The sequence below is a fragment of the Streptomyces sp. NPDC002176 genome, assembly GCF_044903645.1.
Taxonomy (GTDB): Bacteria; Actinomycetota; Actinomycetes; order Streptomycetales; family Streptomycetaceae; genus Streptomyces.
Genome location: NZ_JBJDQW010000002.1, coordinates 969,235 through 986,823, shown reverse-complemented (window position 1 = coordinate 986,823; position 17,589 = coordinate 969,235). Strand labels below are relative to the sequence as shown.

Sequence of the window (17,589 nt, the reverse complement as noted above, 5' to 3'; positions counted from 1 at the left end):
GCTTCCTCGGGAGGACAAGTGGGACGACTCTTCGGTACCGACGGCGTGCGTGGCGTCGCCAACGCGGACCTGACGGCCGAGATGGCGCTCGGCCTGTCCGTCGCGGCGGCTCATGTACTGGCCGAGGCGGGCACGTTCGAGGGCCATCGGCCGACCGCGGTGGTGGGCCGTGACCCGCGTGCGTCCGGGGAGTTCCTGGAGGCGGCCGTGGTGGCGGGCCTCGCCAGCGCGGGCGTGGACGTGCTGCGCGTCGGTGTGCTGCCGACGCCCGCCGTCGCCCACCTGACCGGCGTGCTCGGCGCCGACCTCGGTGTGATGCTCTCCGCCAGCCACAACGCGATGCCGGACAACGGCGTCAAGTTCTTCGCCCGGGGCGGCCACAAGCTGGCGGACGAGCTGGAGGGCCGTATCGAGGCCGTCTACGACGCGCACCGCCACGGCGAGCCCTGGGAGCGCCCCACCGGCGCCGGGGTCGGCCGGGTCCGCGACTACGAGGCGGGCTCCGAGACCTACGTCAGCCACCTGCTGTCGGTGCTGCCGAACCGGCTGGACGGGCTGAAGATCGTCCTGGACGAGGCGCACGGCGCGGCCGCGGGCGTCTCCCCGGAGGCGTTCTCGCGGGCCGGTGCGACCATCGTCACCATCGGCGCCGAGCCGGACGGCCTCAACATCAACGACGGCTGCGGCTCGACCCACCTGGGCCTGCTGAAGGCCGCCGTGCTGGAGCACGGCGCGGACCTCGGCATCGCGCACGACGGTGACGCCGACCGCTGCCTGGCCGTGGACCACACCGGCGAGGAGGTGGACGGCGACCAGATCCTCGCGGTGCTCGCGCTGGCGATGCGGGAGCACTCCGCGCTGGCCGCCGACACCGTCGTGGCCACCGTCATGTCCAACCTGGGCTTCAAGCTCGCCATGGAGCGGGCGGGCATCCGGCTGGTGCAGACGGCCGTCGGCGACCGGTACGTGCTGGAGGAGATGAAGGAGCACGGCTTCGCCCTCGGCGGCGAGCAGTCCGGGCACGTCATCATCCTGGACCACGCCACCACCGGTGACGGCACGCTGACCGGCCTGCTGCTGGCGGCGCGGGTCGCCGAGACCGGGCGGGCGCTGCGCGAGCTGGCCTCGGTGATGGACCGGCTGCCGCAGGTGCTGGTCAACGTCCCGGACGTGGACCGCTCCCGGGTGCGCACCTCGGCCGACCTCGCGGCCGCCGTGGGCGAGGCCGAGCGTGAACTCGGGGAGACCGGACGGGTGTTGCTGCGCCCCTCGGGCACCGAGCCGCTGGTCCGGGTCATGGTGGAGGCCGCCGACATCGACCAGGCCCGCACGATCGCCGGGCGACTGGCCGACGCGGTCAAGTCGGCGCTGGGCTAAGCCGTTTCGGGCTTCGGGCCCTTCCCGCCCGTCCTGTGCTTCCTGGCCCAGAACGCCTTCTGGGCCAGGAGCGTCAGTACGCCCGCGACCACGATGCCGAACAGGTTCAGCAGCAGTTGCTCGCTGGAGCCGACGGTCTGCGTGGTGTCCCCGTAGGCCAGGGCGACGGCGGCGTTCGCGGCGGCCGGGACCGTGGTGACCGAGATGGCCACGCCGACCAGGGCGCCGGACTTGGCCGAGGTCAGCGAGAGCGTGCCCGCCGCGCCCGCGAGCAGCGCCACCACGAACGAGAACGCGTCCGGCGCGTACACGAACCCGGTGTTGGGCCGGTCGCCCTCCAGTCCGGCCTCGGTGAACAGCCCGGCGGCGTCCATCAGCACACTGAAGCCGACAGTGATCGCCATCGCGGCCGCGAAGCCGACGATCAGCGCCAGCAGCGAGCGGGACGCCAGCCGGGGCTTGCTGCGCACCAGCGCGGTACTGATCCCCGCCAGCGGCCCGAACTCGGGGCCCACCGCCATCGCGCCCACGATCAGCACCGCGTTGTCCAGCACCACACCGCAGGCCGCGAGCATCGTGGCGATGGTGAGGAAGGCGACGTAGGTCACCGAGAGGGTCGACTCCTCGTGGGTCTCCTCGACCAGGTGCTGCCAGAGCACGGCGTCCGCGGCCTCGCCGGGCGCCTCCTCCTCGGCGCGGTCGGCGCGCCGGGACAGCGACAGGTCGATGTCCTCCACGGCGATCGAGCCGGAGCGGTCGAGGCCGAGCCCCTGGAGCCGGGAGAGCAGGCCGTCGCCCGCCTCCCGTGCCACGTCGCACATCACCACGTCCCCGGCCGGATCGCGGGCGGCGCCGGGCAGCACCACGAGGTGGACGGCGCCGACCGTGGACTCGATCAGGCGCACCACCTCGTCCGTGCGGTCGGACGGGACGATCAGGCGCAGATGCAGCATGCGCCCATCCAACCCCGTCCCCGCTACAGCTTGCGCAGGCGCAGCCGCTGCACGGTGTGGTCGGGTCCCTTGCGGAGCTGGAGGGTGGCCCGGCCGCGGGTGGGGGCGATGTTCTCGGTCAGGTTGGGCTTGTTGATGGTCCGCCACAGCCCGCGCGCGTAGTCCACCGCCTCCTGCTCGGAGACCTGGGTGTACTTGCGGAAGTACGAGGACGGGTTCTGGAAGGCGGTCTGACGCAGCTTCTTGAACCGCTCCAGGTACCAGCGTTCGATGTCCTCGCCGCTCGCGTCGACGTACACGCTGAAGTCGAAGTAGTCGGCGAGTCCGACCCGGGTGCGGCCGTCGCTGCCGGGCAGGGCGGGCTGGAGGACGTTCAGGCCCTCGACGATGAGGATGTCCGGGCGGCGCACGGTGAGGCGCTCGCCGGGGACGATGTCGTAGATGAGGTGGGAGTAGACCGGTGCGGTGACCTCGTCCTTGCCCGCCTTGATGTCGGCGACGAAGCGGGTGAGCGCGCGGCGGTCGTAGGACTCGGGGAAGCCCTTCCGGGACATCAGGCCGCGGGCCTGCAGCTCCTTGGTGGGCAGCAGGAAGCCGTCGGTGGTGACCAGCTCGACGCGCGGGTGCTCGGGCCAGCGGGAGAGCAGGGCCTGGAGCAGCCGGGCCACGGTGGACTTGCCGACGGCGACGGAGCCCGCGACACCTATCACGAAGGGGGTCCCGGACTGGGAGCCCTTCTCGCCGAGGAAGGTGTTCAGGGCGCCTCTGAGGCCGTCGGTGGCGCCGACGTAGAGGTTGAGCAGGCGGGAGAGCGGGAGGTAGATGTCCCGCACCTCGTCGAGGTCGATGACGTCGCCGAGGCCGCGCAGCTTCTCCACCTCCTCGGCGGTGAGCGGCTGCGGCGTCTTGTCGCGCAGCGCGCTCCATTCGGCGCGGGTGAGGTCGACGTAGGGAGTCGCCTCCGGCTTGTGCCGGTGGGCGCTCCTCGGGAACTCGGAGACCGGTGAGATCACATTCCATTGTTAACGCTGTTTGAACGGGGGCGAGCGTGGGGTGCGTCACGCGCGCGGGCGTGGAGATCACATAGCCGTCACGTTCCGGTACCGGCCGGTCTTCCGATGATCAACTGTGCCCCAGGTGTGCGTAATGTACGTGACAACTGTGCGTAAAGCGCGGGGAAAGTGTCGCGGACGTCGTACGCCGTTCAAGTCATCCGCCGTTCGAGTCGTCCGCCGTTCGAAGAGAAGAGCGTTCACGTGAGTGCCACCGCCGTCCGCCGTACCGTCCTCGCCGCGTCCGCCGCCGCGCTGACCCTGCTCGCCACCGCCTGCGGCGGCTCCGGCGACGCGGACAAGGCGGCCGAGGGCAAGGGCGAGGGGTCGCCCGCCGCCGCCCCGGCGGCCAAGGCGCTGACCGCCGCCGAGCTGGAGAAGGCCGCGCTGGCCCAGTCGGACGTGAAGAGCGGCAAGGTCACCACCAAGGTTCCGGCGGGCGACGACCTCGCCGCGGACAAGGTCACCGCCGACGACGCGGCGTGCCTGCCGCTGGCCCGCGCCCAGGCGGGCGTGGCGCAGGGCGAGCCCGCGTCGACGGCGAAGCGGTCCTGGCTCGGCACGCCGAAGAAGCCCGCGCCCGGCACCAAGTCCGAGGACATGCTGATGGCCGCGCTCGACGTGAACAAGACGCTGATCGCTCTCGCCTCCTACGACGGCGGCGCCGCCGAGGACGCCCTGAAGGGGCTGACCACGGCCGCGCAGAAGTGCGCGGGCGGCTTCACGGCCACCATCGACGGCACGAAGACGAAGTTCCTCAAGGTCGCCACGGCCGCCGCGCCGCAGGGCGGGGACGAGGGTGTCGCGGTGAACCTGACCATGGCCGCCGACGAGGGCGTCCAGGCCCCGGTCAAGATCGTCGTCGTCCGCAAGGGCGCCTCGGTGGCCACCTTCACCACCATCAACATGGCCGCGATGTCCGCGGGCAAGGACTACCAGGTCCCGGCCGACGTCATCGCCGCCCAGGTGGCCAAGCTCGGCTGACCGTCGGGTCCTGGGCCCGGAAGGTGAAGGTGTGAGGGCCGTGTGGGGTGGGGCCGGAGGTTGTCCGGAGACGGCAGGGCAACCGTTCCTCCTGCTCAGCTGTCATGTGAACGTGAGTTCGCACAGCACGGACACAGAGACTGGCATTGAAACGGTGGATGGATGACCCTGAGGGATCACACGGCGGTGGCCGACAAGGCCGACGAGGGACGCGTTGAGGGGGCCGCCACCGCAGATGTCCCAGTGTCCCGGGCGCCCTCGGAAAGGAAGGAGGCCGCCCCCGCCCGCCGCAAGGGGCGGCTGGCCGCGCTGGACGGACTGCGGTTCCTGGCCGCCGTCGCGGTGGTGGTCTTCCACTTCACCGGCCAGACCCCGCCTGCCATGGAGCACATCTGGGGGCGCCCGTACCAGGCGGTCTTCCCCGACTCGCACCGCTATCTGGCCTACGGCCGGCTCGGTGTCGACCTGTTCTTCCTCATCAGTGGCTTCGTCATCTGCATGAGCGCGTGGGGCCGGTCCCCGCGGGACTTCTTCATCTCCCGCGTCACCCGGCTCTACCCGATGTACTGGATCGGCGTGCTGGTGTCGGCGGCCGTCATCTACCTCTTCAGCACCCCGATGGGACACCCCAACCCGCGGGTGGTCTTCGCCAACCTGACGATGCTTCAGAGGCCGCTCGGAGTGGCCAGCCTGGACCCGGTGTACTGGACGCTCTGGCCCGAGCTCTGCTTCTACCTGACCTTCTCGATCGTGGTGTGGATGGGCCTGACCTACACCCGGGTGGCGGTCTTCTGCGGCATCTGGACGGTCGCCGCGGTGCTGGCGCCCGCCGCGCACCTCCCCCTGATGACGGTCCTGGTCAACCCGACCTCCGCGCCGTTCTTCATCGCGGGCATGGCCTTCTACCTGATGTACCGGTTCCGTCCGACCCCGCTGCTGTGGGGGATCGTCCTGATGTCGTGGCTGCTGGCGATGCACTTCATCCTGGCCCCGCACGGCGGCCGTCTCAACTGGGACGCCTGGAACCCGTGGCGTGGCTGGCTGGTCCTGCTGATCACGGGCTTCTTCGCGCTGATCGCCGCCATCGCGCTGGGCTGGACCAGCCGCATCCAGTGGCGGTGGCTCAGCGTCGCGGGCACGCTGACCTTCCCGCTGTACCTGCTGCACGACGTGGTCGGCCTGACCGCCGTCCATCACTTCGCCGGCCGGATCGATGCCCGCGTCCTGGTCCTGTCGACGGTGGCCGGACTGGTCGTGCTCTCCTACGTGGTGCACCGGCTCGTCGAGCGCCCGATCGCGCTGTACATGCGGCGCTGGCTGAACAGCGCCTCCTTCGGCCTGGAGGCGCCGCCGACCCGCCGGGGCTGAGCCGACCCCTCGATGTTCCCACCGGTGCTTCGTGCAGCGGTGGGAATTTCCGAATTCGGGCACAGAGCGGCCGTTTTTGACAGCTGACGGACCGTAGGCTGCGGCACATGTGCGGAATCGTGGGATACGTAGGGGCGCAGTCGGCGCTCGATGTGGTGATGGCCGGGCTGAAGCGGCTGGAGTACCGGGGGTACGACTCCGCCGGTGTCGCGGTGCTCGCGGACGGCGGGCTGGCCACGGCCAAGCGGGCCGGAAAGCTGGTCAACCTGGAGAAGGAGCTGGGCGAACACCCGCTCCCGGCCGGTACCACCGGCATCGGGCACACCCGCTGGGCCACCCACGGCGGCCCGACGGACGCCAACGCCCACCCCCACCTGGACAACGCGGGCCGGGTCGCGGTCGTGCACAACGGCATCATCGAGAACTTCGCCGTGCTGCGCGCCGAACTCACCGAGCGAGGGCACGACTTGACCTCGGAGACGGACACCGAGGTGGTCGCGCACCTGCTGGCGGAGGAGTTCTCCGCGAGCGCCGACCTCGCGGAGGCGATGCGGCTGGTGTGCCGCCGTCTGGAAGGCGCGTTCACCCTGGTCGCGGTGCACGCCGACGAGCCGGACGTGGTGGTCGGCGCCCGCCGCAACTCCCCGCTGGTGGTCGGCGTCGGCGAGGGCGAGGCGTTCCTCGCCTCCGACGTCGCCGCGTTCATCGCGCACACCCGTGAGGCGATCGAGCTGGGCCAGGACCAGGTGGTCGAGCTGCGCCGCGAGGGCGTCACGGTGACCGGCTTCGACGGCAGCCCGGCCGAGACCCGCGCCTACCACGTCGACTGGGACGCCTCGGCCGCCGAGAAGGGCGGCTACGACTACTTCATGCTCAAGGAGATCGCCGAGCAGCCGAAGGCCGTCGCGGACACCCTCCTCGGCCGCATCGACCCCTCCGGCTCGCTCACCCTGGACGAGGTGCGGATCGGCGCGGCCGAGCTGCGCGAGGTCGACAAGGTCGTCATCGTCGCCTGTGGCACCGCCTTCCACGCCGGGATGATCGCCAAGTACGCCATCGAGCACTGGACCCGCATGCCCTGCGAGGTCGAGCTGGCCAGCGAGTTCCGCTACCGGGACCCGATCCTGGACGGGCGCACCCTGGTCATCGCCATCTCCCAGTCCGGCGAGACCATGGACACCCTGATGGCGCTGCGGCACGCCCGCGAGCAGGGCTCCAAGGTGCTGGCCATCTGCAACACCAACGGCTCGACCATCCCGCGCGAGTCCGACGCCGTGCTCTACACACACGCCGGGCCCGAGGTCGCCGTCGCCTCCACCAAGGCGTTCCTGACCCAGCTGGTCGCCTGCTACCTCGTCGCCCTCTATCTGGGCCAGGTGCGCGGCACCAAGTGGGGCGACGAGATCCGGGACGTCATCCGGGACCTCTCCCACATCTCCGGCGCGGTCGACCGGGTGCTGGAGACCATGGAGCCGGTCCGCGAGCTGGCCCGCTCCCTCGCCGACAAGAACACGGTGCTCTTCCTGGGCCGCCATGTGGGCTACCCCGTCGCCCTGGAGGGCGCCCTCAAGCTCAAGGAACTCGCCTACATGCACGCCGAGGGCTTCGCGGCGGGCGAGCTGAAGCACGGTCCGATCGCGCTGATCGAGCAGGACGTGCCGGTCGTCGTGATCGTGCCCTCCCCGCGCGGCCGGTCCGTGCTGCACGACAAGATCGTCTCCAACATCCAGGAGATCCGCGCCCGCGGCGCCCGCACCATCGTCATCGCCGAGGAGGGCGATGAGGCGGTCGTCCCGTACGCCGACCACCTGATCCGCATCCCGGCCACGCCGACGCTGCTCCAGCCGATGGTCTCCGCGGTGCCGCTGCAGGTCTTCGCCTGCGAACTGGCCACCGCGCGCGGCAACGAGGTCGACCAGCCGAGGAACCTGGCGAAGTCGGTGACGGTGGAGTAGCGGGGCGGGCGCCGCGCGGTTCCCGCGGCCGGATGGGACGAAGGTCACCAACACTCCCTCTGTTCGAGCGGGGTGCTGATCGCTAAGGTACGGGGGTTTGCGGTTGGTACTGCAGTGACTGCTCCTACCCACCGGCCGCGACCGCACGCGTATATGACTGGTGGACCGTTATGACCACAGCCCCCCCGGCGCCCACGACTCCGGCCACGGAGCGGCCAGGGCTCGCGGATCGGGCCGGTACCCTGCCCACGCGACTCGCGTCGCTGACCAGCCTGCGCTTCTTCGCGGCCTTCGCGGTCTTCGTGCATCACTTCAACGGAGTGAGCGCGAGTGGCGGGGTGTGGCGGGTACCCGACCTGTTCCCGTACTCGAAGATCGGCGCGCACGGCGTGACGTTCTTCTTCGTCCTCTCCGGCTTCCTGCTCACCTGGAGCCACAAGCCGACCAACGGCAAGGGGACCTTCTACTGGCGGCGCTTCGGCCGTATCTACCCCGCGCACCTGGTCGCGGCCGTCGCCGCCATCGCCGTCTTCTACGGCATGGGCGACGACCACACCGACCCGATCAGCCTGATCTCGTCCCTGCTGCTGGTGCAGGCATGGCTGCCGAACGCGATGCCCACCCTGCCGGGCAACCCCGTCACCTGGACGCTCAGCGTCGAGCTGCTCTTCTACGCGCTCTTCCCGCTGGTCATCGGCCGCCTGCGCGCCTGGCGGACCAGGACCCTCGCGGTGGTCACCGTCGCCGGTCTGGGCGCGATGTGGGCCGTGCACGTGGCGGCCGACCACTACCTGAGCGCGCACGACGCCTCCTGGGTGATGCGGCACCCGGTGGTCTACCTGCCGCAGTTCCTCGTCGGCGTCACCTTCGCCATCGCCCTGCGCCGCGGCCACCGCGTCCCCCTGCGCCCCGCCGCGGTGGTGGTGCTGCTCCTCGCGTACGCCGTCGTCTTCACCCGCGCCGACGACTGGGGCAACCGCTTCACCGCCCACCAGATGGAGTGCACCGTGCGCCCCGTCATCGCGGTGCTGTCCGCGCTGCTGATCGCCGCCTGTGTGCAGAACGAGGCCGCGGGCCGCGCCCGGCTGCTGACCAACCGCTCGCTGATCGCGCTCGGGGCCAGTTCGTACGCCTTCTACCTGGTCCACCAGACCGTCAACCAGTTCATCCGCGAGTACTGGCCGCACCGGATGGGGCCCAGCAACGAGGCGATCGTCTTCCTCCTGGGCACCTTCGTGGTCGCCCAGGCCCTGGCCTGGCTGCTGTACCGCTGGGTCGAGGAGCCTGCCCAGCTGTGGTGGTCGAAGCGGGCACCGCAGCCCCGCGCGTCCCGCCGCGCCGCCGACGTCGAGAAGGCGTCGGCGCCGGTCGCCTCCTAGGGCGCGCGGCCTCGTAAGGTGCTCGGCATGAGCATCATCGGGGTCGGGATCGACGTGGCCGAGATCGACCGGTTCCGGGCGGCGCTGGAGCGTACGCCCAATCTGGCCGCCCGGCTGTTCGTCGCGGCGGAGTTGACGCTGCCGGGCGGGGAGCGGCGCGGGATCGCCTCGCTCGCGGCCCGGTTCGCGGCCAAGGAGGCCCTCGCCAAGGCGCTGGGCGCGCCCGCCGGGCTGCTCTGGACCGACGCCGAGGTGTACGTCGAGGACAGCGGGCAGCCCCGGCTGCGGGTCGAGGGCACCGTCGCGGCCCGCGCGGCCGAGCTGGGGGTGCGGTCCTGGCACGTCTCGCTCAGCCATGACGCGGGCGTCGCCTCCGCCGTGGTGATCGCCGAGGGGTGAACCATCCGGGTGCGCGGGCCCGCGCTTCGGGGGCAGACTCGGACCCATGCGTACTGCGTACAGCGTGGAGACGGTACGGGCCGCCGAGCGCGCCCTGATGGCCCGGCTGCCCGAGGGCACCCTGATGCGGCGGGCGGCCGCCGGACTGGCCACCGCCTGCGCCGAGTTCCTCGGGCGGGTGTCCGGCAGCCGCGTCGTGCTGCTGGTCGGCAGCGGCGACAACGGCGGCGACGCGCTGTATGCCGGAGCCCTGCTGCGACGCCGGGGCGCCGGGGTCACCGCGGTCCTCCTCTCGCCCGACCGCGCCCACGAGGGCGGCCTCGCCGCGCTGCGCCGGGCGGGCGGCGTCGTCATCGGCCCCGAGCGGGCGCTCGGCGCGATCGAGCGGGCCGACCTCGTGGTGGACGGTGTCGTCGGCATCGGCGGCAAGGGGGGCCTGAGGCCCGACGCCGCCCGGCTGGCGGCGGCCGCCGAGCGGGCGCGGGCCGCGGTCGTCGCGGTGGACCTGCCCAGCGGGGTCGACGCGGACACCGGCGAGGTGTCCGGCTCCGCCGTCCGCGCCGACCTGACCGTCACCTTCGGCGCGTACAAGCCCGGCCTGCTGATCGACCCCGGCCGGGAGTACGCCGGGACGGTGCGCCTCGTCGAGATCGGCCTCGAACTGCCCCCGGACCCGGTGCTGGAGGCCCTCCAGCACGAGGACGTGGCCCGGCTGCTGCCCCGCCCGGACGCGGAGAGCGACAAGTACCGGCGCGGGGTGCTCGGCGTCGCCGCCGGGTCGGCCCGCTACCCCGGCGCGGCCGTCCTCGCCGTCTCCGGCGCGCTGCGCGGGGGCGCGGGCGCCGTTCGGTACGTCGGCCCGGCCGGGGACGCGGTCATCGCCCGCTTTCCCGAGACCCTCGTCTCCGACCAGGGCCCCGACCACGCGGGCCGGGTGCAGGCGTGGGTGGTGGGACCGGGCGCCGGGGAGGACGCGGCGACCGTGGCCAAGGTGCTCGGCGCGGACGTACCCGTGCTGCTGGACGCCGACGGGCTGCGGCTGGCCGACCGGGACGTCGTGCGCGGGCGCACCGCGCCGACCCTGATGACCCCTCACGCCGGGGAGGCGGCCGCCCTGCTGGGAGTGCGCCGCGAGGAGGTCGAGGCCGCCCGGCTGGCCTCGGTGCGGGAACTGGCCGCCACCTACCGGGCCACCGTGCTGCTCAAGGGCTCCACCACACTGGTCGCCGACCCCGGCGGCGGCCCGGTCCGGGTCAACTCCACCGGCACCGGCTGGCTGGCCACCGCGGGCAGCGGTGACGTGCTGTCAGGGCTCGCCGGATCGCTGCTCGCCTCCCACCTGTCGGCGCTGGACGCGGGCAGCGTCGCCGCGTACCTCCACGGCCTCGCCGGGCGCCTCGCCTCGCGCGGCGCCCCCATCGCGGCGCTGGACATCACCGAGCACCTCCCCGACGCGTGGCGGGACGTCGTACGGGACTGAGACCCGGCGCGGGCGGCTGAGAGCAGGTCAGGCGCGGCCGGGGCGGATCGCCGAGGAGTGCGGCCCGGGGCCGCCGACGCCCTCTGAGAGACTGGGGGCGCCATGAACGAGACTTCCGCTGTGCCGACCGCGCCCCTGCGCGCCCGCGCCGAGATCGATCTGGGTGCCCTGCGCGCCAACGTCCGGGCGCTGCGTGCCCGTGCCGAGGGCGCGCACCTGATGGCCGTCGTCAAGTCGGACGCGTACGGTCACGGTGCCGTGCCGTGCGCCCGCGCCGCCCTGGAGGCCGGGGCGACCTGGCTGGGCACGGCCACCCCGGAGGAGGCGCTCGCGTTGCGCGCGGCCGGGCTGTCGGGTCGGATCATGTGCTGGCTCTGGGTGCCCGGCGGGCCCTGGCGGCAGGCGATCGAGGCCGACCTCGACGTGTCGGTCAGCGGGATGTGGGCGCTGCGCGAGGTCACCGCGGCCGCCCGTGCGGCGGACCGTCCGGCGCGCGTGCAGCTCAAGGCCGACACCGGCCTCGGCCGCAACGGCTGCCAGCCCGAGGACTGGCCCGAGCTGGTCGGCGCCGCCCTGGAGGCCGAGGCCGCCGGGCTGATCGAGGTCACCGGCCTGTGGTCCCACTTCGCCTGCGCCGACGAGCCCGGCCACCCCTCCATCGCCGCCCAGCTGACCCGGTTCCGGGAGATGGTGGCGTACGCGGAGGAACGGGGCGTGCGGCCCGAGGTGCGGCACATCGCCAACTCCCCGGCCACGCTGACCCTTCCGGAGACCCACTTCGACCTGGTCCGCACCGGCATCGCGATGTACGGCATCTCGCCCAGCCCCGAGCTGGGCACCCCGGCCGACTTCGGACTGCGCCCGGTGATGACGCTGAGCGCGTCGCTGGCGCTGGTCAAGCGGGTGCCGGGCGGCCAGGGCGTCAGCTACGGCCACCACTACGTCACGCCCGGCGAGACCACCCTCGGCCTGGTGCCGCTGGGCTACGCGGACGGCATCCCCCGGCACGCCTCGGGCGGCGGTCCGGTGCTGATCGAGGGCAAGTGGCGGACCGTCGCGGGGCGGGTGGCGATGGACCAGTTCGTGGTCGACCTCGGCGGCGACGAACCCGAACCGGGCACGCGGGCCGTGCTGTTCGGGCCGGGCGACGGGGGCGAACCCACCGCCGAGGACTGGGCGCAGGTGTGCGGCACGATCGCGTACGAGATCGTCACCCGGATCGGCACCCGCGTGCCCCGCGTCCATGTGAACGGATGACCCCTGCGGCCACCGGGCACGCTACTGTCCGGTAGCCCCCGGGCGCACCGGCCCGGGCGAACGCCAGTACGGCGAGGAGGAACGGCACGTGAGCGAGAGCAGTGCGGACGCCGTGGTGGACGCGGTCGCCGCGACGGCCGCGTCCGGCGGCTGGCGCAAGGCGACCGGCCTCGCCGGCGCCGCGATAGGCGTCCTGGCCGCGGGAGCGGCGGCCGGGGTCGCCATAGAGCGGATGACGGTCGGCCGCGACATACGCCGCAAGGCCGTCCTGGCGCTGGACTCCACGGGCCCCTACGGCACCCTGCGCGGCACCCCCGGCAAGGCGTACGCCGACGACGGCACCGAGCTGCACTACGAGGTCGACGACATCGACCCCGACCCCGGCCCGAGCGTCTCCCCGCGCCGCCGCAGGCTCTTCGGCCGCAAGGCGCCCGCCCCGGTGACCGTCGTCTTCTGCCACGGCTACTGCCTCGCCCAGGACTCCTGGCACTTCCAGCGGGCCGCCCTGCGCGGCGTCGTCCGCACCGTCCACTGGGACCAGCGCAGCCATGGCGAGTCCGGGCGGGGCGTGTCCCAGACCCGCGACGGGCTGCCCGTCACCATCGACCAGCTCGGCCGGGACCTGAAGGCCGTACTGGACGCGGCGGTGCCCGAGGGGCCGGTGGTGCTGGTGGGGCACTCGATGGGCGGGATGACGGTGATGGCGCTGGCCGCCCAGTACCCGGAGTACGTCCGGGACCGGGTCGTCGCCACCGCGTTCGTCGGCACCTCCTCCGGCAGGCTCGGCGAGGTCAACTTCGGGCTGCCGCTGGCCGGGGTCAACGCGGTGCGCCGGGTGCTGCCGGGCGTGCTGAAGGCGCTGGGGCAGCAGGCGGAGCTGGTGGAGAAGGGGCGCCGGGCCACCGCCGAGCTGTTCGCCGGGGTCATCAAGCGGTACTCGTTCGCGGGGCGGGACATCGATCCGGCGGTCGGGCGGTTCGCGGAGCGGATGATCGAGTCCACGCCGATCGACGTGGTCGCGGAGTTCTACCCGGCCTTCACCGACCACGACAAGACCGGGGCGCTGGCCTGCTTCGCGGACATGCCGGTGCTGGTGCTGGCCGGGGTGCGCGACCTGGTCACCCCGAGCGAGCACAGCGAGGCCATCGCGGACCTGCTCCCCGACGCCGAGCTGGTGCTCGTGCCCGAGGCCGGGCACCTGGTCATGCTGGAGCACCCCGAGGTCGTCACCGACCGCCTCGCGGACCTGCTCACCCGCGCGGGAGCCGTCCCGGCAGGGGCTACCGTTAGCGGCTATGGACGAGGCAGCAGCACCGCACAACCCGGCTGAGACCCGGCTCACCGTCACCTCCCCCGAGCAGATGCGGGAGCTGGGCCTGAGACTGGCCGGGCTGCTGCGCGCGGGCGACCTGGTGATGCTCACCGGGGAGCTGGGCGCGGGCAAGACGACGCTGACCCGGGGGCTCGGCGAGGGGCTCGGGGTGCGGGGCGCGGTCACCTCGCCGACCTTCGTGATCGCCCGGGTCCACCCCTCGCTGGTGGACGGCCCGCCGCTGGTCCACGTCGACGCCTACCGGCTCTCCGGCGGGCTCGACGACATGGAGGACCTCGATCTCGACGTGTCCCTGCCCGAGTCGGTGATCGTCGTGGAGTGGGGCGAGGGCAAGGTCGAGGAACTGACCGACGACCGGCTGGAGATCCTCATCCACCGCGCGGTCGGCGACACCACGGACGAGGTCCGCCACGTCACCCTGTCCGGCCTCGGCGACCGCTGGGCGAAGGCCGATCTGGACGCGCTCGCGGGCTGAGGGCACCGATATCCCGACAGGCTGTCGGAAACGTATTGCGCGGGACGTACCGGGCGTGGTCACATGGTACCCAGCCCGTGGTTAGGCATACCTAACCCCGCCCGCCCCCGCAGCTCAGGAGGCGCCCCATGCCCACCCCGCACCGCCCCGAGCCGACCCCCCAGGTCCCCATGCGCGCCCTGCTGGCCTCCTGTGCGGCGGCCAAGGCGATCTCCGCCCCACCCCCGGCCCCGGACCCGGTCGAACACGCGCCGGTTCACCGCAAGGCGGCCTGAGCGGCGCGCCCGCGCGTCAGCGGATCACCACCACCGGCACCCCGATCGTGGCGAACTGCCACATCGCGTCGCCGTCGGGGCGGGTCTCGCGGATGGCGCCGGTGCGGGGGGAGCCGGGGTCGGCGGTCTTGTTGCGGGTGGCGGCGCTGAAGCCGACCGTGACGGCGTCGACCTGCGTGAAGCGGACGACGTGTTCGACCGGGACGCCGTCGCTGCCGGTGATGGCGTTGGAGCGTGAGGTGACCCAGTAGGAGCCCGGTGCGGGGTCGACGCCGCCGGGGTGGACGCCGAAGGTGCGGGTGACGCGGCCGTGGTCGTTCACCAGCCAGACCCGGTCGTCGTCGACCGAGTACACGACCCGCTCGCCCTTCCCGGAGTTCGCGGGCAGCGCGGTGGGGTGGCGGCGGTCGCGCGGGGCCTTGGTGACGGCCACCGAGGGGGAGGCGCTCGCCGAGGGGGCGCGCAGGCTCGCCGGGACGTCCGCGTCGGCCTGGTAGGCGAGGACGCCGATGGTGCCGACGGACACCGCGACGAGTCCGGCCACGATCCCCGAGCTGGTCCCTGCCACGTGCGCCACCTCTGCCTCGTACCGACCCGTTACGGTTCGCGGAAAATGTCGTACTTCATACAGACCGTAGCAGTCAGTGACGGTCCGACCGGGACGGGCGTGCGCGAGCCGTCGGCGCCGTAGGCTGTTCGCGTGCTTCTGCTCGCTCTGGATACCGCCACCCCCGCCGTCACCGTCGCCCTGCACGACGGGACGGACGTCGTCGCCTCGTCGAGCCAGGTGGACGCCCGCCGCCACGGCGAGCTACTGCTGCCCGCCGTCGACCGCGTGCTCGCCGCCGCCGGGCTGGGGCTGGACGCCGTCACCGGCATCGTCGTCGGCACCGGCCCCGGCCCCTACACCGGGCTGCGGGTCGGCCTGATGACCGCCGACACCTTCGGGCTCGCCCTCGGCGTCCCCGTGCACGGCGTGTGCACCCTGGACGGCCTGGCCTACGCCGCCGACATCGAGAAGGGCCCCTTCGTCGTGGCGACCGACGCCCGGCGCAAGGAGGTCTACTGGGCGACCTACGCCGACTCCCGCACCCGGCTCACCGGCCCGGCCGTGGACCGCCCGGCCGACATCGCCGAGCGCGTCGCGGGGCTGCCCGCCGTCGGCGCGGGCGCGCTGCTCTACCCGGACACCTTCCCCGACGCCCACGAGCCGGAGCACGTGTCCGCCGCCGCGCTCGCCTCGCTGGCCGCCGAGAAGCTGGCCGCCGGGGAGGAGCTGACGGAACCCCGTCCGCTGTACCTGCGCAGGCCCGACGCCCAGGTACCGAAGAACTACAAGGTGGTCACCCCCAAGTGACCGTGACGCTGCGCGAGATGCGCTGGTGGGACATCGACCGGGTCCTGGGGCTGGAGAAGGACCTCTTCCCCGAGGACGCCTGGTCGCGGGGCATGTTCTGGTCCGAGCTGGCCCACGCCCGGGGCGAGGGCGCCACCCGCCGCTACCTCGTCGCGGAGGACGGCGCCCGGCTCGTCGGGTACGCCGGGCTCGCCTCCTCGGGCGACCTCGGCGACGTGCAGACCATCGCCGTCGCCCGCGACCAGCAGGGCACCGGCCTCGGCGCCCGGCTGCTGACCGAGCTGCTGCGGGCCGCGACCGCCTTCGAGTGCGCCGAGGTGATGCTGGAGTGCCGGGTGGACAACACCCGCGCCCAGAAGCTCTACGAGCGCTTCGGCTTCGCCCCCATCGGCTTCCGGCGCGGCTACTACCAGCCGGGCAACGTGGACGCCCTGGTGATGCGCCTGACCGACCCCTCTTCCTCCCTGGAAGACGTACAAGGAACCGAGCAAGGAACCGAGATCAATGGCTGACGAACCTCTCGTCCTCGGCATCGAGACCTCCTGCGACGAGACCGGCGTCGGCATCGTGCGCGGCACCACCCTGCTCGCCGACGCGGTCGCCTCCAGCGTCGAGGAGCATGCCCGCTTCGGCGGGGTCGTGCCCGAGGTGGCGTCCCGCGCGCATCTGGAGGCGATGGTCCCGACCATCCACCGCGCGCTGAAGGAGGCGGGCGTCACCGCCCGCGACCTCGACGGCATCGCCGTCACCGCCGGTCCCGGCCTCGCGGGCGCCCTGCTGGTCGGCGTCTCGGCCGCCAAGGCGTACGCCTACGCCCTCGGCAAGCCCCTCTACGGCGTGAACCACCTCGCCTCGCACATCTGCGTGGACCAGCTGGAGCACGGCCCGCTGCCCGAGCCGACCATGGCGCTGCTGGTCTCCGGCGGCCACTCCTCGCTGCTGCTGTCCTCGGACATCACCTCCGACGTCCGGCCGATGGGCGCCACCATCGACGACGCGGCCGGTGAGGCGTTCGACAAGATCGCCCGCGTACTGAACCTGGGCTTCCCCGGCGGCCCGGTCATCGACCGCTACGCCCGCGAAGGCGACCCGACGGCCATCGCCTTCCCGCGCGGCCTCAGCGGCCCCCGCGACCCCGCGTACGACTTCTCCTTCTCCGGCCTGAAGACCGCCGTGGCCCGCTGGATCGAGGCCAAGCGCGCGGCCGGTGAGGAGGTGCCGGTGCGTGATGTGTCCGCCTCCTTCCAGGAGGCCGTGGTGGACGTGCTGACCCGCAAGGCGGTGCGCGCCTGCAAGGACGAGGGCGTCGACCACCTGATGATCGGCGGCGGTGTCGCGGCCAACTCCCGGCTGCGGGCGCTCGCCCAGGAGCGCTGCGAGGCGGCCGGTATCCGGCTGCGGGTGCCGCGTCCCAAGCTGTGCACGGACAACGGCGCGATGGTCGCCGCGCTCGGCGCCGAGATGGTCGCCCGCAACCGGGCCGCCTCCGACTGGGACCTGTCCGCCGACTCCTCCCTTCCGGTCACCGAACCGCACGTGCCGGGCAACGGCCACGACCATGTGCACGAGGTCAGCAAGGAGAACCTGTACTCGTGAGCGTCGCCCTGATGTGGGAGGCGAAGGCCGCCGAGGGCCGGGGCGGGGAGCTGCTGGACTGGGCCCGCGCGCAGCAGCTGGCCGCGCGCCCGCTGCGCCGCGAGACCTTCCGGGCACCGGGGGACCGGGTCCTGGTCATCACCTGGTGGGACGCGGCCTACGACGCGGACCTGCCGGAACTCCCGACGCCGGACGCGGAGCTGGTGTCCCGGCCGGTGCACCGCTGGCGGTTCGAGTCGGTCGAGGGCTGAATCGCGGGCCGGGTGGCGCGCGACGGCGATCTCTGGCTATGATCATCACACAGCGAACGGCCGGAACAACTCCGGTACGAACGCCGCGCGTTGGTGGT

General features: G+C 72.9%; 18 protein-coding genes. 15 read left to right on the top strand and 3 right to left on the bottom strand.

All coding sequences use genetic code 11. From position 1 onward, the window contains the following. Positions 1 to 18 precede the first annotated feature (18 nt). Positions 19 to 1,377 carry a phosphoglucosamine mutase gene (gene glmM, locus ACI2LY_RS12730; protein ID WP_404707164.1) on the top strand — a complete coding sequence of 453 codons (1,359 nt, stop codon included), beginning with the start codon at positions 19 to 21 and terminating at the stop codon, positions 1,375 to 1,377. Here the strand turns inward: glmM and ACI2LY_RS12725 are convergent. Further along, positions 1,374 to 2,330, bottom strand: coding sequence for a DUF389 domain-containing protein (locus tag ACI2LY_RS12725; RefSeq protein ID WP_404707163.1), 957 nt, complete (start codon positions 2,328 to 2,330; stop codon positions 1,374 to 1,376). The genes glmM and ACI2LY_RS12725 overlap by 4 nt on opposite strands. Positions 2,331 to 2,353: 23 nt before the next feature. Continuing rightward, positions 2,354 to 3,343: a type I pantothenate kinase gene (gene coaA / locus ACI2LY_RS12720; RefSeq protein ID WP_393595879.1), complete on the bottom strand. Its 990-nt coding sequence runs from the start codon at positions 3,341 to 3,343 to the stop codon at positions 2,354 to 2,356. Positions 3,344 to 3,586: 243 nt separating this feature from the next. On the opposite strand from coaA, the gene ACI2LY_RS12715 reads away from it, so the two are divergent. The 10 genes from ACI2LY_RS12715 (at position 3,587) to ACI2LY_RS12670 (ending at position 14,287) form a co-directional block, all read left to right on the top strand. Continuing rightward, positions 3,587 to 4,366 carry a hypothetical protein gene (locus ACI2LY_RS12715; RefSeq protein WP_404707162.1) on the top strand — a complete coding sequence of 260 codons (780 nt, stop codon included), beginning with the start codon at positions 3,587 to 3,589 and terminating at the stop codon, positions 4,364 to 4,366. A 162-nt stretch (positions 4,367 to 4,528) separates the two neighbouring features. Further along, positions 4,529 to 5,734, top strand: a complete 1,206-nt coding sequence (locus tag ACI2LY_RS12710) for an acyltransferase family protein (protein WP_404707161.1) — start codon at positions 4,529 to 4,531, stop codon at positions 5,732 to 5,734. Between the two features lie 107 nt (positions 5,735 to 5,841). After that, positions 5,842 to 7,689 carry a glutamine--fructose-6-phosphate transaminase (isomerizing) gene (glmS, locus tag ACI2LY_RS12705; RefSeq protein WP_404707160.1) on the top strand — a complete coding sequence of 616 codons (1,848 nt, stop codon included), beginning with the start codon at positions 5,842 to 5,844 and terminating at the stop codon, positions 7,687 to 7,689. 170 nt (positions 7,690 to 7,859) lie between these two features. Continuing rightward, positions 7,860 to 9,068 carry an acyltransferase family protein gene (locus tag ACI2LY_RS12700; protein WP_404707159.1) on the top strand — a complete coding sequence of 403 codons (1,209 nt, stop codon included), beginning with the start codon at positions 7,860 to 7,862 and terminating at the stop codon, positions 9,066 to 9,068. Positions 9,069 to 9,095: 27 nt separating this feature from the next. Continuing rightward, complete coding sequence (locus ACI2LY_RS12695; RefSeq protein ID WP_401448114.1) at positions 9,096 to 9,467, top strand: holo-ACP synthase; 372 nt, start codon at positions 9,096 to 9,098, stop codon at positions 9,465 to 9,467. A gap of 46 nt (positions 9,468 to 9,513) precedes the next feature. Next, positions 9,514 to 10,947, top strand: coding sequence for an NAD(P)H-hydrate dehydratase (locus tag ACI2LY_RS12690; RefSeq protein ID WP_404707158.1), 1,434 nt, complete (start codon positions 9,514 to 9,516; stop codon positions 10,945 to 10,947). 102 nt (positions 10,948 to 11,049) lie between these two features. Beyond that, complete coding sequence (gene alr, locus ACI2LY_RS12685; protein ID WP_404707157.1) at positions 11,050 to 12,204, top strand: alanine racemase; 1,155 nt, start codon at positions 11,050 to 11,052, stop codon at positions 12,202 to 12,204. A gap of 88 nt (positions 12,205 to 12,292) precedes the next feature. Then, positions 12,293 to 13,534, top strand: coding sequence for an alpha/beta fold hydrolase (locus ACI2LY_RS12680; protein WP_404707156.1), 1,242 nt, complete (start codon positions 12,293 to 12,295; stop codon positions 13,532 to 13,534). After that, positions 13,500 to 14,012, top strand: coding sequence for a tRNA (adenosine(37)-N6)-threonylcarbamoyltransferase complex ATPase subunit type 1 TsaE (gene tsaE, locus ACI2LY_RS12675; protein ID WP_388996810.1), 513 nt, complete (start codon positions 13,500 to 13,502; stop codon positions 14,010 to 14,012). The genes ACI2LY_RS12680 and tsaE overlap by 35 nt, the downstream gene beginning before the upstream one ends. A 128-nt stretch (positions 14,013 to 14,140) precedes the next feature. Next, a complete protein-coding gene (locus ACI2LY_RS12670) occupies positions 14,141 to 14,287 on the top strand; it encodes a hypothetical protein (protein WP_404707155.1) in 147 nt (48 codons plus the stop codon). 16 nt (positions 14,288 to 14,303) lie between these two features. On the opposite strand, the gene ACI2LY_RS12665 is transcribed toward ACI2LY_RS12670, so the two are convergent. Further along, positions 14,304 to 14,855, bottom strand: coding sequence for a hypothetical protein (locus ACI2LY_RS12665; protein WP_404707154.1), 552 nt, complete (start codon positions 14,853 to 14,855; stop codon positions 14,304 to 14,306). A gap of 132 nt (positions 14,856 to 14,987) precedes the next feature. Here ACI2LY_RS12665 and tsaB point away from each other — a divergent pair, with 132 nt between their 5' ends. Genes tsaB through ACI2LY_RS12645 form a run of 4 tightly spaced genes read left to right on the top strand, consistent with a single transcriptional unit; the run spans position 14,988 to position 17,491 of the window. Further along, positions 14,988 to 15,644 (top strand): tRNA (adenosine(37)-N6)-threonylcarbamoyltransferase complex dimerization subunit type 1 TsaB, encoded by a 657-nt coding sequence (tsaB, locus tag ACI2LY_RS12660; protein WP_404707153.1) that lies wholly within the window; start codon positions 14,988 to 14,990, stop codon positions 15,642 to 15,644. Positions 15,645 to 15,661: 17 nt separating this feature from the next. Continuing rightward, complete coding sequence (gene rimI / locus ACI2LY_RS12655) at positions 15,662 to 16,156, top strand: ribosomal protein S18-alanine N-acetyltransferase (RefSeq protein ID WP_393915038.1); 495 nt, start codon at positions 15,662 to 15,664, stop codon at positions 16,154 to 16,156. Continuing rightward, positions 16,149 to 17,240: a tRNA (adenosine(37)-N6)-threonylcarbamoyltransferase complex transferase subunit TsaD gene (tsaD, locus tag ACI2LY_RS12650; RefSeq protein ID WP_404707152.1), complete on the top strand. Its 1,092-nt coding sequence runs from the start codon at positions 16,149 to 16,151 to the stop codon at positions 17,238 to 17,240. Before rimI ends, tsaD begins: the two co-directional genes overlap by 8 nt. After that, entirely contained in the window at positions 17,237 to 17,491 is a 255-nt protein-coding gene (locus ACI2LY_RS12645; protein WP_404707151.1) for a hypothetical protein, read from the top strand. Before tsaD ends, ACI2LY_RS12645 begins: the two co-directional genes overlap by 4 nt. Positions 17,492 to 17,589 lie beyond the last annotated feature (98 nt).

Coding starts and splice junctions, on each gene's coding strand:
- ACI2LY_RS12700 (WP_404707159.1), top strand. CDS start 7,860: ATGACCACAGCCCCCCCGGCGCCCACGACTCCGGCCACGGAGCGGCCA.
- ACI2LY_RS12670 (WP_404707155.1), top strand. CDS start 14,141: ATGCCCACCCCGCACCGCCCCGAGCCGACCCCCCAGGTCCCCATGCGC.
- glmS (WP_404707160.1), top strand. CDS start 5,842: ATGTGCGGAATCGTGGGATACGTAGGGGCGCAGTCGGCGCTCGATGTG.
- tsaD (WP_404707152.1), top strand. CDS start 16,149: ATGGCTGACGAACCTCTCGTCCTCGGCATCGAGACCTCCTGCGACGAG.
- tsaE (WP_388996810.1), top strand. CDS start 13,500: ATGGACGAGGCAGCAGCACCGCACAACCCGGCTGAGACCCGGCTCACC.
- ACI2LY_RS12725 (WP_404707163.1), bottom strand. CDS start 2,330: ATGCTGCATCTGCGCCTGATCGTCCCGTCCGACCGCACGGACGAGGTG.
- ACI2LY_RS12695 (WP_401448114.1), top strand. CDS start 9,096: ATGAGCATCATCGGGGTCGGGATCGACGTGGCCGAGATCGACCGGTTC.
- ACI2LY_RS12710 (WP_404707161.1), top strand. CDS start 4,529: ATGACCCTGAGGGATCACACGGCGGTGGCCGACAAGGCCGACGAGGGA.
- alr (WP_404707157.1), top strand. CDS start 11,050: ATGAACGAGACTTCCGCTGTGCCGACCGCGCCCCTGCGCGCCCGCGCC.
- ACI2LY_RS12690 (WP_404707158.1), top strand. CDS start 9,514: ATGCGTACTGCGTACAGCGTGGAGACGGTACGGGCCGCCGAGCGCGCC.
- rimI (WP_393915038.1), top strand. CDS start 15,662: ATGCGCTGGTGGGACATCGACCGGGTCCTGGGGCTGGAGAAGGACCTC.